The 13,813-nt window shown below is 60.8% G+C and carries 11 protein-coding genes and 1 pseudogene; 7 read left to right on the top strand and 5 right to left on the bottom strand.

Features of this window, described 5'->3' with window-relative positions:
• Nucleotides 1–153 precede the first annotated feature (153 nt).
• Genes HMPREF3039_RS01405 through queC form a run of 3 tightly spaced genes read left to right on the top strand, consistent with a single transcriptional unit; the run spans nt 154 to nt 3,744 of the window.
• The gene (locus tag HMPREF3039_RS01405) at nt 154–2,613 is read left to right on the top strand and encodes a mechanosensitive ion channel family protein (RefSeq protein WP_067982203.1); all 2,460 of its coding nucleotides are present in this window, start codon (nt 154–156) and stop codon (nt 2,611–2,613) included.
• 39 nt (nt 2,614–2,652) lie between these two features.
• Nucleotides 2,653–3,060 (top strand): preQ(1) synthase, encoded by a 408-nt coding sequence (gene queF / locus HMPREF3039_RS01400; protein WP_067573455.1) that lies wholly within the window; start codon nt 2,653–2,655, stop codon nt 3,058–3,060.
• Nucleotides 3,061–3,075: 15 nt separating this feature from the next.
• Nucleotides 3,076–3,744 carry a 7-cyano-7-deazaguanine synthase QueC gene (gene queC, locus HMPREF3039_RS01395; RefSeq protein WP_082770142.1) on the top strand — a complete coding sequence of 223 codons (669 nt, stop codon included), beginning with the start codon at nt 3,076–3,078 and terminating at the stop codon, nt 3,742–3,744.
• A gap of 85 nt (nt 3,745–3,829) precedes the next feature.
• Here the strand turns inward: queC and tmk are convergent, their stop codons facing one another.
• The 3 genes from tmk to HMPREF3039_RS01380 all read right to left on the bottom strand — a co-directional run bounded on the left by tmk (nt 3,830) and on the right by HMPREF3039_RS01380 (nt 6,847).
• Nucleotides 3,830–4,450 (bottom strand): dTMP kinase, encoded by a 621-nt coding sequence (gene tmk / locus HMPREF3039_RS01390; RefSeq protein WP_067573457.1) that lies wholly within the window; start codon nt 4,448–4,450, stop codon nt 3,830–3,832.
• On the bottom strand, nt 4,447–5,817 hold the full coding sequence (locus HMPREF3039_RS01385; RefSeq protein WP_067951856.1) for an MBL fold metallo-hydrolase: 1,371 nt from the start codon (nt 5,815–5,817) through the stop codon (nt 4,447–4,449). Before HMPREF3039_RS01385 ends, tmk begins: the two co-directional genes overlap by 4 nt.
• Nucleotides 5,818–6,034: 217 nt before the next feature.
• Nucleotides 6,035–6,847, bottom strand: coding sequence for a hypothetical protein (locus HMPREF3039_RS01380; protein ID WP_067573458.1), 813 nt, complete (start codon nt 6,845–6,847; stop codon nt 6,035–6,037).
• 405 nt (nt 6,848–7,252) lie between these two features.
• Here HMPREF3039_RS01380 and HMPREF3039_RS14250 point away from each other — a divergent pair.
• The 4 genes and pseudogenes from HMPREF3039_RS14250 to HMPREF3039_RS01360 form a co-directional block, all read left to right on the top strand.
• Nucleotides 7,253–7,351 (top strand): annotated as a pseudogene (locus tag HMPREF3039_RS14250) (DUF1232 domain-containing protein); the annotation flags it as partial.
• Between the two features lie 117 nt (nt 7,352–7,468).
• The gene (locus HMPREF3039_RS01370; protein WP_067573462.1) at nt 7,469–8,161 is read left to right on the top strand and encodes a DUF4230 domain-containing protein; all 693 of its coding nucleotides are present in this window, start codon (nt 7,469–7,471) and stop codon (nt 8,159–8,161) included.
• Between the two features lie 83 nt (nt 8,162–8,244).
• Nucleotides 8,245–9,492, top strand: a complete 1,248-nt coding sequence (icd, locus tag HMPREF3039_RS01365; RefSeq protein ID WP_067573464.1) for an NADP-dependent isocitrate dehydrogenase — start codon at nt 8,245–8,247, stop codon at nt 9,490–9,492.
• 100 nt (nt 9,493–9,592) lie between these two features.
• Nucleotides 9,593–10,255 carry an ankyrin repeat domain-containing protein gene (locus HMPREF3039_RS01360; RefSeq protein WP_067573466.1) on the top strand — a complete coding sequence of 221 codons (663 nt, stop codon included), beginning with the start codon at nt 9,593–9,595 and terminating at the stop codon, nt 10,253–10,255.
• Between the two features lie 5 nt (nt 10,256–10,260).
• Here HMPREF3039_RS01360 and HMPREF3039_RS01355 read toward each other — a convergent pair whose 3' ends face one another.
• Both HMPREF3039_RS01355 and HMPREF3039_RS13995 read right to left on the bottom strand, forming a co-directional pair.
• Nucleotides 10,261–12,579 carry a cytochrome c gene (locus HMPREF3039_RS01355; protein WP_067573468.1) on the bottom strand — a complete coding sequence of 773 codons (2,319 nt, stop codon included), beginning with the start codon at nt 12,577–12,579 and terminating at the stop codon, nt 10,261–10,263.
• Nucleotides 12,576–13,805: a hypothetical protein gene (locus tag HMPREF3039_RS13995; protein ID WP_067573470.1), complete on the bottom strand. Its 1,230-nt coding sequence runs from the start codon at nt 13,803–13,805 to the stop codon at nt 12,576–12,578. Before HMPREF3039_RS13995 ends, HMPREF3039_RS01355 begins: the two co-directional genes overlap by 4 nt.
• Between the last annotated feature and the right edge of the window lie 8 nt (nt 13,806–13,813).

Here is a 13,813-nt window from a genome sequence, read left to right as displayed (position 1 = left end):
AACCGCAAAAACATATTCCAAAAACTCCTTGCTATTCCATCTCCAGTCCGCGGATTCCCGCCACGCCAGCAGCGGAAGGTACCTGCCCGAATGGAAAAGGCGGGAATATAACCCTTGACCATGAAGCCCGCACCCCCTAGAAATGACACATTCATGAGCATGCCTGATTACCGGTCATTTTTCCGCCGTTCCGCCTCATTCGTGCTGGCCGGTTTTCTGGCCGCAGGTCAGACGCTCGCCCAGCAGCCTCCGGAAAACGCGGCTCCCGTCCCGGACGCGGCCCAGTCCCAGGAAGCCGGGGAGGAACTGACCGCGGAGAATGCGACGGAAATGGACGTCGTCATCCTGGCGCTGTGCCATGAAATCTCCATTCTGCAAAAGAACGTGGAGAAAAGAATAGCCATCCGCGAAAGCCTGGTGACGGAAGCGGATAAGACCTACAGCTTTTTTGACACCAGGGTGTATGAAATGTCCGCCGTGCTCTATGCGCTGGACGACCAGAAGATTTTCACCATGGCCTTTTACTGCAAGGCCGCAACGAGGCTGGTGAAGCTCTACTATGAACGCAGGCCCGATTTCCAGGGGCAGGAAGCACGGGTGGGGGAAGAAATGGCCCGCATTCAAAAACTGATTCAATCCCTGGAGGAAGTCAACACGGACGGCCTGTCGGAAACCTCCATGGTCCAGCGGGACGAAGCCCTGACCACCTGCCATTCCCTGCTGGAAAAACTGGAGAAGGAAAAGGAGCAGCTAGCCTGTCTCAAGGAACTGTTCAACAATCTGGGCAACAAGGTCAACGCCCTGAACGCCGAAAGCAACAAACTGTTCAATACGTTGTTCAGCAAGGTATTCTACACGCCCTCACACATTGCCAGGTACATTTTCCTGAATCCCGGCATGATCTACCGGGCATGCATGTCCGCGTGGGAATCTTCCGCGGACAGCAAGCTTCAGCTCCCTTCCGACCGCGGGACCCTCCAGCATTATGGAATGGTCCTGCTGGGCATGCTCCTGTGCGCCTACTTACTCTCCCGCGCCATTGTATGCTGGGGCTTCAAAAAGATGCTGGAAAAATCGGGGAACTACGACAAGCGCCACGCATTCACCAATGTCACCACCATCCTCCTGATAGCCGTGCTGCTCATCATTTCAGAAATGCAGAGCACGGACTACCTGCTGAAAAGCGCGGCTTCCCTGGGAGCCGAATTCCTTCTGCTGACCAGCGCCATCCTTTTTTCCCTGGTCACGCGCCTGAAATACGGCACCATCAACGCGGGAATACGCATCTACATGCCCTATCTCCTGCTGGGCGGCTTCTTCATGCTGCTGCGCATGTTCATGGCCCCCAACATCGTGGTGAACGTCTCCATGCCCGTCCTGTTCACCCTGGTTTCCCTTTTCTCCCTGCTGACCTGGGTGCGGCAGCGGCACAGGCTGCCCCGTCTGGACCGCTTTTTCGCCACCATTTCCCTGGTACTCACCATCCTGGGCAGCATCCTGTGCTGGGCGGGCTTCAGCTTCATGGCCTTCCTGGTGCTGATGACCTGGATCATGCTGATGACCAGCATCCTTCTCCTAGTGGGCCTGTGGGACCTGCTGCACCATTATGAAAAACGCCGGAAGGAGCGGAACAAAAAGGAAATCGTCTGGTTCCGCCCCTTCATCTCCAAGCTCGTCCTGCCCTGCCTGGCCATCTTCCTCATCCTGTTCAGCCTGATCTGGCCCGCCGCCACCTTCGACATGGGCGACCTCATCATCAGCAAGATTTACACTACTACGGAAATCAAGGACCTCATCACCTTCAGCTGGAGCCACGTCATCCTGGTCATCCTGATCGCCATCGTGCTCAACTACCTCATTTTCCTGGGAAAAAACACGCTCCGGGAAATCTACGGGGAAAACTATGAAGTAGGCACCATCCCCACCTTCGTCACGCTCTCCACCCTGTTCCTGTGGGGGCTGTTCGTCTTCACGGCCCTGGTCATCATGAATGCCAACTACAACGGCATCCTGATGGTCATGGGCGGCTTGAGCATGGGGATAGGCTTCGCCCTGAAAGACACCATTGAAAACATCATCAGCGGCCTCTCCCTGATGCTGGGGCGCCTGCGGCAGGGAGACATGATCGAATGCGACGGCTACCGGGGGCGCGTCTCCTCCCTGGGGTACCGTTCCACGATGATCGAAACGCTGGACGGCTCCATCATCGCCTTCCAGAACTCCCAGCTCTTCAACAAAAACTTCCGGAACATGACCCGCAACCACAAATTCGAATGCGTGAAGGTGGAGGTGGGCATCTCCTACGGAACGGACGTGGAAAAGGCGCGCGGCATCATTCTGGAAACGCTCGCCTCCCTGTCCTTCCTCTCCAAGATCAAGAAAACCAGCGTGGTGCTGGACAGCTTCGGAGACAGCTCCGTGAACCTGGGCGTATGGGTATGGATTCCCGTCATGACGAAATCCTCCAGCCTTTCCACGGTGCGGGAACGCATCTATAATGCGTTCAACGAGCACGGCATCTCCATCCCCTTCCCCCAGCAGGACCTGTACGTGAAAGAATTCCCCGGCAGGCAGCCTGGGGAAGAACCCAACGCTTCCCCACGGGAAGAATGATCTTCCCGCCCCTTCATCATTCCACCATATCAACCAACCATGTCTGACAATCTGACCCTTCTCGGTTCCCAAAGCTCCTTCTTCACCAGCCCGGACGACGCCAAGCTGGAATCCTTCCCCAACCACGGCACCCGCCCCTACACCATCACGCTGGACACGCACGAATTTTCCTCCCTCTGTCCCGTCACCGGCCAGCCGGATTCCTGCCACCTGACGATCACCTACGTGCCGGACGGACACTGCGTGGAAACCAAGTCCCTCAAGTACTACCTGGCTTCCTACCGCAACTATCCCGCCTTCAACGAACAAATCGTCAACCGCATCACGGACGACCTCGTGGCGGCCATCTCCCCCCGCTGGCTGAAGGTAGAGGGCAGGTTCTCCCCCCGCGGCGGCATCCAGCTCACCGCCATGGCCGAACACAACCCGGAAAACCGCCCCCTGTAACCCTTAAAAACCGCCATGGAAAGAATGGAAACCGCCGTCCTGCTCAGCGGGGGCCTGGACTCCAGCGCGGCCCTGCACTGGGCGCACAAAAACCACCACGTGAAGCTGGCCCTCAGCTTTGACTACGCCTCCAACCACGCCGCGCGGGAACTGGAATGCGCCGCGTGGCAGGCGGCCAGCCTAGGCGTGGAACACCGCATCATCGACATCACCCCCATTGCCGCCCATCTGAAATCCGCCCTTCTTTCCGGCGCGGATGACATTCCGGACGGAAAATACGACACGGAGCTGATGAAACAGACCGTCGTTCCCTTCCGCAACGGCATCTTCCTGTCCATGGCGGCGGGCATTGCGGAAAGCCACGGCGCGCAGCAGCTCGTCATTGCCGCCCATTCCGGGGACCACAGCATCTACCCGGACTGCCGGGAGGAATTCATGGCCGCCATGACGGACGCCATCCGGCTGGGGACTTATGCCGGGCTGGGCATCCTGCGCCCCTTCATCCACACCTCCAAGGGGGGCATCGTCCGGACAGGCCATGAACTGGGCGTGGACTTCTCCAGAACCTATTCCTGCTACAAGGGAGGCCGCATCCACTGCGGCGCCTGTTCCACCTGCCTGGAACGCCGGGAAGCCTTCCGGGAAGCCGGAATCCCGGATCCGACGGTTTACGCGGACCAATAAGCCCGGTCATCAAAAATCAAGGGGCAGAGAAGCCAGAGGAAAATATCCGGACTCTAGCGGTGATACCCGGTCCGGCCCTCAATCCTTATTCCGCCGTATTTTCCGGCAAAAGCTCCCGCAGGGCCTCCCGGACTCTCCGCGCCACCTCCTCCTGTCCGGCGTCCGCATCCACGCGGAGCATCCAGGGTTCATGAACGGAGGCAAAGACGTTGCGGCAGGCGGTCAGCCCGGCCTCCGTTTCAAAGGCGTCGCGTTCCCCGCGGCTACCGATGCGCTCCAGGGCCACGGAAACGGGAATATCCAGCCAGACCACGGCATCCGGCACGGGCGCGAATTCTTCATTGGCGGCGCGGATGGCGGCAGGGTCCACCCCGCGTGCGCCCTGGTAGGCCATCATGGAAAGGTAATAGCGGTCCAGCAGCACCCACGCGCCGCGGGCCAGCGCCGGGGCAATCAGCGTTTCCACGTGCTCGCGCCTGTCCTTCAGGAACAGGTCCACCTCCTCCCGCACGGACAGGCGGCCCGTCACGGCGGAATCCCGGAGCATCCGGCCCCATGGGCCGCGCGTGGGTTCAAAACTCTGCACGACTTCCACCCCCCTGTCTTCCAGATACTTTCTCAAATGGCCGATGTGGGTGGACTTCCCCGTCCCGTCAATGCCTTCAAAGACGATCAGCCTGCCTTTTCTCTGTCCGGTGAAGCTCATGAGTCGAACGTATAGCGTTTCCCCGGAACGGGGGCGATGATCTCGGCATCCGGCATGCGGGAAGCCAGCGTGTCGTGCATCCATTCCACGGCGTCCGGGTCCCCGTGCACCAGAATCACCTGTTTGGGCTTCAGCTTCACGGCGTAATCCACCAGGGAATCGCGGGTGGCGTGGCCGGAAAAATCAAAGCAGTCAATCGTGCATTTCCGGCGCACCGGCTGCCCGTTCGGCCTCATCTTGACCAGTTCGCCGTGCGGGGTGGTCTTCAGCTGGCCCGCGGGGGAATCGGGGTCGGCATACCCTACGAAAAGAATGGCGTTCTTCTCATGGGGAAGCACCTGCTCCGCCATCACGTTGGAGAGCGTCTTCTCCGTCATCATGCCGCTGGAAACCACGTAAATGTTACCGGGAGTGCAGACCAGCGGAGCCTTCCCCTTGCGCGGAAGCGGCACGGTCTGAATCTCCTCCTTGAGCTTGAAATCGTGGTCGTGCCGCCGGGTCAGCCCGGAAAAACGGTCATATAATAAAGACACCTTCGCGCTCAGGCCGCCGAAGTACACGGGCGTATTGGCCGGAATCACGCCCTGCTGCTTGAAACGGTGGATGTTGAACAGCATTTCCTGGCTTTTGCCGATGGCGAATACGGGGATCAGGACCGCGCCCCCGCGTTCCAGCGTATCCGCAATGGCCTGCCCGAACCGCACCATTTCCTCAGGCCGGGAATAATGGGCGCTGCGCTGGAAGCCGCCGCGCGTGCATTCCATAATCAGCGTATCTACGCCGGATTCGGGGAAATCCGCTCCCGGAATCATGCTCTGGTTCTCAAACTGCACGTCTCCGGTATAAAACACCGTATGGCCGGACTCGCTCTCCAGCATCACCCCGGCGGACCCCAAAATGTGCCCGGCATCGTAAAAGGTGGCCAGCAGATTCTGGCGGAAGCCCACGCGGAACACCTCGTTGCAGGACTTGGCATTCCAGGAGTCGCACAGCCGGTCCAGGTCCGCATGGGTGAAAAAGGGATACTCCACGATGCCCAGGTCCAGCCTCTTGGCGCTCATCACGTTTACGGAATTATGCAGCATCACCTCGGACAGAGCGGCGGCGGCGGGCGTCATGAATACCTCCGCCGCGGGCTGCTTCTCCTGCAGTACGGGCAAGGTGCCCAGATGGTCCAGATGGGAATGGCTCAGGAAAACGGCCTCCACGGAATTGGGTTCCAGAACGTCAAACTCCGGCATGGCCGCCATCCCCTCCCTCTTGGGGTGCATCCCGCTGTCAAGCACCACCCGGGTGCCGTCCATTTCAAGCAGATAACAATTGGCCCCGATCTCTTCGGCCCCGCTGATATTCGTAAAACTGATCATTATATGCGGCAGGAGAGTAACGGCTCCCCCCGCCCGTGTCAATGCCGCCCTGCCGCCCAGGGTTCACAGAGCCGCCGGAAACACTTTTTAACTGGAAAAATGGAGAAGACAAAGGAAGCTCCTTGCCTTTTCCGGGGAGCTCGGAAAAGACTCCGCCGGGCATGCCGCCGGAAAACGCCTTTTACTGATTCCCGATACCCGGCTCCCCTTGCCTCAATCACTCTACCGGACGACAATATTCCTCAAACACGTCGGCGGAAAATGAAACGGGAATTCCCCAGAAACAGACTTTACGCTCTCCCATAACGATATCCACCACCGTCATCACGTCCACCCCGAACCTGTCCTGCCATCTGCGGAGCGCCTCCTTCATTTGACTTTCCAGAGCCCCGTACTGTTCCACCAGTTCCTGGTGCCGTTGAATATATTCAAACTGAACGTCCATCCCCACGCTTGACTCCACCAGTACCCACTGGGCCAGTTCCCCGCCGCAGGAAACCAGTTCCTCACTCAGGGACTCTAATTTTTCCATGTCCCCCATCCGGTCAAGAATGTCGATGTAACGCTTCATTCCATCCATGATCTCCCGGCCGTAATACTCCAGAACAAGGTCGTTCAGACGCGCAACATATTCGGGCGTATCTTCTTGGACCGCATAAGCCCTTTTTCCGGACACCATCCACTTTCCCGGGTCGGATTCCGCCCCCTTCGGGATGGAAACGGGAACTATTCCCGCACACTTTTTACCTTCTGCGGGAGAAAAACCCGGATGATCTTCCCCCAATCCGGCCATGACGGCCTCGTCCATCTGATGATTATTCAGCTTGCCAATACGGACCATCCAGACTCCCTTCTCCCGGACGCATTCTCCCTGAAACCCGGCGGGAACCTTCCCGTCCAGCTCCTTTTTCTCCGGAAACCCGGCCTTCTGCTGCGCCCCGTCTCCGCCATGCCCTGCGTCATGAGCCGGGCATACGGGAAAGAGGGAGAGTGCGCACAACGTAATCAGGGTAAACAGGGCATGTCTCATGCATCCATTACAGCACACGGGCAGTCCGGCATCAAGATAATTGCTCTGGACGCAGGCTGTTGCGCGTGTGATAATTCCATCATCATACCCCTCATGAAAAACAAGCCCCCTATCAGGGACGACTCCAGGCGGTCCCTGCCCTGCGCATCCCCCCGAACGAATTTTCAGGGGGCCCGGGCCGCAGCCGCCGCCATTGCCGGACTTCTCTCCGGCTCCCGTCTTTCCTTCCTGTTATCCCCAGCGGACGGCAACCCTTCCGTTCCGTTAAACCTTTTCTTATGCAATCACATGAAAAACAAACTTCCCACCCCTCCCAACACCCCTCATCAGCAATTGCTGATCCGGGCCATCAACTACTTCCGCAGCCGGGAGGGAGAACCGCGGCTTTTCACCAAACGGAAGCTGGTGCTCCTCCTGCTGACGGCGGCCTACGCCTTTTCCCCCATTGACCTGATTCCCGATTTCATTCCCGGAGTGGGCCAGCTGGACGACCTGACCGTCATCGCCTTCGCCTTCCTGGCCATGTTCCTGCCCCCCATCAGGAAGGACGGCTCCCATGAGGACCCGGAACCCTGACTTTTCCGGCAAACCGCCGCATCCGCATACCCGGAAACCTCTCTCATGCGTCCTCCCCATTCATCCTTTCTCCACTCCCCCCTGGCCATCGTCATAGCCAGGGGCGCCGTTCTTGCCGGAATACTGGCCGTGCTGTTCTGGGGCATCCGCTCCTGCATCACCGCTCCGGTGGAAAAACCCATGGAAGTGGCCGAAAAACTGATCGAGGCCGGAAAGGAAGTGGGCCTGACCCTCATCAACAAGGGATTCTCCTCCGACCACGGCGGCCTGACCCTCATTGTCCAAAATGACAAAAAGGTGGCCAACCTGGTGACGGTGGAACGGACGTTCGAATATGAATACCAGTATTCCACCACGTGGTGGTGGAGCAAAAAAACGCTGGTCCTGAAAGCCGCCTACCGGGCACACGGCGGCGTTGACCTTGACGGCCCGGAGCCGCTCCGGATCATCATTCCCCCGGCGGGAAAAGGCCCCGTCACCGCGGAGGGCCTGCACGGCAAACTGGTCTCCTGCGAGATGATCGAAGGTTCTCTCCGCGTGGTTCGGGATGACGCGGGCCTCTGGAACAAGCTCACCCACCGGGACACGGCCATTGCCGTCAACCAGCTCAACGAGGCGGCCAGAAAACACATCATGGAAAGCGACTTGAAGCGGCAGGCGGAAGAAAACTTCCTGCGCCGCCTGCGGGAAAGAGCGCAGGATTCCCGGGAAAGCGCGGGAAAGGACGGCTGGTTCTGACCTCCGGAAAAGGCGCGGACGCCCGGAAGCGCCGTTCTTTTATCTTGCCAAAGCGCGCCGCGTCCTATAAAGGAACGCACGTCATGGCCAACTTAACATTCACCCCTCCCGCAGACGGCGCGGCCGTCACCATGCAGAACGGCAGGCTTTGCGTGCCGGACAGGCCCATCATCCCCTTCATCATCGGTGACGGAACGGGCCCGGAAATCTGGGCGGCCGCCTCCCGCGTCATTGACGCGGCCGTGAACAAGGCCTACCAGGGGAAGCGCTCCATAGCGTGGTATGAAGTTTTCGCCGGACAAAAATCCTTTGACAACCTGGGCACCTGGCTCCCCGATGAAACGGTGGAGGCGTTCCGCACCTACCTGGTCGGCATCAAGGGCCCCCTCACCACTCCGGTGGGCGGCGGCATCCGTAGCCTGAACGTGACCCTGCGCCAGGACCTGGACCTGTTCGTCTGCCTGCGCCCCGTGCGCTACTTCAACGGCATTGAAACGCCCGTGAAGGCCCCGGAAAAGGTGGACATGGTCGTTTTCCGGGAAAACACGGAAGACATCTATGCCGGAATCGAATTCAAGGAAGGCTCCGAGGACGCCAGGCTGTTCTTTGAAACCATGAGCCGCGTCTTCCCGGACCGCATGAAAAAGGTCCGCTTCCCGGAAAGCTCCGGCTTCGGCATCAAGCCCGTGTCGCGGGAAGGGACGGAGCGCCTGGTGCGCGCCGCCATCGACTACGCCGTGGAAAATGGCCGGGAAAGCGTCACGCTGGTGCACAAGGGCAACATCATGAAATTCACGGAAGGAGGCTTCCGCGACTGGGGCTACGACCTGGCGCGCCGGGAATACGGCGCCCAGCCCATCGGGGACGGCCCCTGGCTCCGCCTTCCCAACGGCATCGTGATCAAGGACTGCATTGCGGACGCCTTCCTTCAGGAAATCCTGCTCCATCCGGAAAACTTCGACGTCGTGGCCACGCTCAACCTGAACGGGGACTACATCTCCGACGCGCTCGCCGCACAGGTGGGCGGCATCGGCATCGCCCCCGGCGGAAACATCAACTACCTCACCGGGCATTCCATCTTTGAAGCCACCCACGGCACGGGCCCCAAACTGGCGGGACTGAACAAGGCCAATCCCAGCTCCGTCATCCTGTCCGCGGAAATGATGCTGCGCTACATGGGCTGGACGGAAGCCGCGGACCTGCTCATCCAGGCCATTGACCAAACCATTTCCGGAAAAACCGTCACCTTCGACCTTGCGGAAATGATTCCCGGCTCCACGGAACTCTCCTGCTCCGCCTTCGGAGACAGGCTGGTGGAAGCCCTGAGCTGAACGCGGTATTATCCATCTCAACCGGGGCCGTTCTTCCAGCGGGAAGAATGGCCCTTTTTGATGGGTGGACAAACCGTGAAAAAAATGGCATCAAGACAGAATGATTCCCAAAACGGATTCCTATCCCCTGCCTGTTCAGAAAACTTTCCGGGCCAGAAAATGGGTGGCTGCGGGAATTCTGCTGGCTCTATTTATTGAGGGGATCGGCTGGTGGCGGGAATATGAAAGGAGACCGAGGGACCCTCAAATCGCCCGGAGAATTGAAATGTTCCATACCCGGACGGGTGGCACTCACACTGCCCTTGCCGAATCCCTGCGCCGCATTAATTCCGGAAATTACCACGCAGACAGGAACGAACTGAATACGGCATTGGCAGGCGTTCTTGAAGCGCCTCTCCCGGATGATATCAAAACACAGGGAATTCTGCTCGTATGGGTGCGCCAACAAGGAGCCGACCTTTCATCCTTTCCCGTTCTGAACCGTTCCCTTTCCGTGGAACTTCTGGAATGGTGCCTGCAAAACGGGGCCGATCCCAACATGCAGGACAAGCAGGGCAATACGGCCCTGCACTACCACCGGAACGAAAAAGAGCTTGCCACCCTCCTGAATGCCGGGGCCGATCCCTCCATCCGAAACAAGGAAGGCCGGACTCCTCTGGAAAACGCCGTTTTACGCGGTGAACCGGAAGCGGTAAGAACGCTGCTCCAGGAAGAAACTGCCGGCCGCCGATTGCAGAGACCTCCACAAGTCCCTTCCCCTTGACGGGATTACTTGCCGGAACGCATCTCCTCCATCTGTTCCAGCGTGTAGGTTTCCCCTTCCATTCCGCCGAAGTGGCGGCGCAGGAAGGTCAGCAGGTCCGCCAGGTCGCGCGGGTCCGTGACGCCCGGAGGAAGCATGGTGGAGTCCCATTCCTTTCCGGCCACCGTGATCGGTCCCGTCAGCCCTTCGGTAATGATCTTGACGATTTCCGCGGCAGGCTTTTCCTTCAGCCATTCGGATCCGGCCAGGGGCGGATACGTCACCTTGTCCCCCATGCCGTCGTTGCCGTGGCAAATGGCGCACTTGGAGAGGTACACGCTCCTTCCCTTTTCCATCACGGCGGCGGCGCGCGCCTTTTTCAGGCGTTCCATGTCCACTGCGGGAGGATGGGCGGCATATTCCGGATGGATATGGGACATTCCCGCGGATGAATTCACCGCGTCCCTTTTCTGTTCAGGCTCCAGCCTTCTGAGGGAGGACAGGTAGTTCAGCAAATGCTGTCCGCGGGAAGAGGGCACCAGCTCCCGCCCCGGCTCCGTGAGGACGGGAAGAGCTCCGGCGGAAGGCGCATTCCCTTGAATCCGGCGGTATTCGAACATGCCGGGCATGGCGGCGCATACGCTCCAGGGAGTCCTGAACTGGGATTCGCGGGGATTGTAGAGATGCAGGGCCAGCCACTCCCGCGGCTGGGCGGCCCGGCGCGTGCTTCTGGAAACGGCGTCTTCATATTCCAGCCTGCCTGCCGCGTATTCCGCCGCGTTGCTCAAGTCCGGCCCGACGGAGGCCACTCCCAGTTGCGGCGCGCCCTCACGGTTGAATTCGGCATCCGCGTCTTCCGGTTCGCTGACGCGGTAGGGAAAATCCGGGTCCGTCCCCCGGTCGATCGCCGTCTGCCAGTCCCTGCCGGACATGGAACGGCGGATCATCTGCGTATGGCACAGCGCGCACCCTTCCGCGGCGTAGATCCGGGCTCCTTCCGCATCCTGCGCGGGGCGCTTGACCTCCAGGGAGGAATGGGAAGGCGCATGCAGCAGGACACCCGCGAGAGCCGCGAGAACGACGGCAGCGGCGGACGCCAGAGCCGGAAGAACGCGGAGGGCTCCGGCTTGATCCGGTTTTCCGGCGGAATCCGGCTTCCACAGCCACAGGGCCCCCGCCAGGCACAGAAGCATGGCAACGGCATGCACGCAGGCGGCCATGCCCACCCAGCCACTCATCAGTTCCGCACGCTTCGCATAGGGAAAAGCCGTCACATCCACGGAGGCGACCACGCCTACCGCGTAAGCCAGCAGCACGCCGCCAATTCCCGCCGCCAGCATCCACCAGGCCGGAGAAAGTTTTCCGGTTTCCGCGGGCCGTCCGGCCATCATCAGCACCCCGGCTCCCAGGAACGCCCACAGTTCCGCCTCATGCCAGGAGGACAGGGAAAACTGCGCCGTTTCCGGCATGCTTCCGGCAAACACGTTCCAGACCGCCGCCAGGGCCAGCAGGGAGCATCCCGTTTTCAGCCATGTTCCGGATTCCGTTCCGGAGGCCATCCACAGATGGAGAGCCGCCAGCACGACAGCCGCGGCGGCGCACCAGGACCACACCATGCCAGCCTCCGCAAGCGACCACGGCACGGGAAATCCCTGCAAACGGGCCACGCCGCCGATCAGCGGAGCCGCCGCCAGCACAAGGGCCATCCAGACGGACAAGACGCGGAACCACCTGCCGGACGCCAGCCCCAGCCGGAGCGCGCCGGCGCCCAGCGCCGCACAGGCAAGCCCCCAGGAAAAGCAGGATTCCAGGGAGGAGGAATCCAGCAGGCCGTTCATGGAGAGAGCCCGCGTATGCCACAGCACCAGAAGGGCCGCGGCCATGCACCCGGCGCAGGAGCAGAACAGGAGGCGCAGAGGCCACACCAGCGGCCCCGACCACACGGCGCAGGCCATTCCGGCGGCAATGAGGGCAAAAACAGGACAGACCCACCAGTCAAAGGGCATCAGCAGCAGCCCGCTGCCGTTTCCGGCCGCAATGGACGCCAAACCCAGGACCAGACAGCCGTGCCAGCACCACGCCGCCAGCCGGGCCCACTTCCCCTCCGTGCCGTTCATACGGGAGAACAGGACCGGGAGGGCCCATCCATAAACCAGAATTCCGTAAAAGGCGAACATCAGGCGCCCCGCCGGCCACGGCAGAGGCTCTCCGAAGAGAAAGCCGAAGGCATACGCCAGCGACCATGACAGGCCCAGCACGCAGGCCGCCGCCAGCCAGAAGAGCGGCAGGCGCTCTGCCGGGTGGAAGCCGGAAGCGGACGGAGCGGGAGCGGAATTCTTCATCATGACCGGGGAAATACGTTGCGGACGCTCAGCGCGCCCAGGATGGAAACGGCGGCAATGCCTCCCATCACCGCCAGAAGCAGCAGGAGGGGCGTCCACGTTCCCCACGCATGTAATTCCAGTCCCAGCCGCGGGCAGAATATCCAGCAGGCTTCCAGCAGGGAACCGGCCAGGATGCACGCGCAGACGGAGAGGAGTGCGGAGGGCCTGCGCCGCAGCGCGGGGAACAGAAGAACAAGGAAGGGAACCAGCAACTCCAGAACCAGCGCGGCGGCCAGCACTCCGGACCACCCGGACAGGGCCGCCGTGTAAAAGGTCATTTCCCCGGGAATGGAGGCATACCAGGTAACGAGGTACTGGGAATAGGTGATGTAGGCCTTGATCAGCACCATGGCCATCAGCATGCCGCCCATGCGGGTCCATGAAAGGGATTTTCCGCCTTCCAGCCTTCTCAGGCAGACGGCGGCCAGCACGGCAAACGCCAGGGAGGCAAGCAGAACCCAGGCAATCATGTACACGGGGAACATGGAGAGCGCCGCGCCGCCCGGACCGGCCAGCACGTCAAATCCCAGCATGCCCAGCGCCAGGACCGCCGCAATCATGCTGAAGGCGGCGGCTCCGCGGTGGAAGGAACGCTTCCAGACGGAATTCCCGGAAGTCAGCGTTACCCATATCTGGGCCATGCTCCACGCCAGCACCGCCAGTATTCCCATGTGCACGTACAGCCACGCCGGGTTCCACCAGGAAAGATCGGACCAGTCCATCACGCTGAACGCCCGGACGCCGGGGGATGAAACATCCGCCACGCCCCAGTAGCGGGCCGCTTCCGGAAAAATTACCGTCGTCAGGCAGCCGACCGTCCCCGCCAATGTCAGTACGCCGGGAAGGCCCCCCCACAATCCGGCGGCCAGCACGCGCCGCAGGGAGATTCCCCATCCGGCCCCCGTCACGCAGGACAGGCAGAGCCAGAAAAGACAGCCCAGGCAGATACCCGTGCCCAGCAGCCCCACGCTCATGCCGGCGGCGGCAAAGGGGCCGCGCATTTCATAAAGTTTCACGCCGAAGGCGGATATGTCGTCCCACGGCATCGCGATGTAGGACTGGCGCATCAGCACGCACCAGAGAAGCGCGGAGATCAGCCACAGGGCCAGCGCCAGGGAGCGCCCGGCCCAGCGGAATCCCGCCCTGTCCCTGCGCTCCCGCCCGGTTGATGCTGCATTCCTGTTCATGAGTAATG

It is taken from the genome of Akkermansia sp. KLE1798, from assembly GCF_001580195.1.
GTDB classification, from domain to species: Bacteria; Verrucomicrobiota; Verrucomicrobiia; order Verrucomicrobiales; family Akkermansiaceae; genus Akkermansia; species Akkermansia biwaensis.
This window is presented reverse-complemented; position numbering and strand designations above follow the sequence as displayed.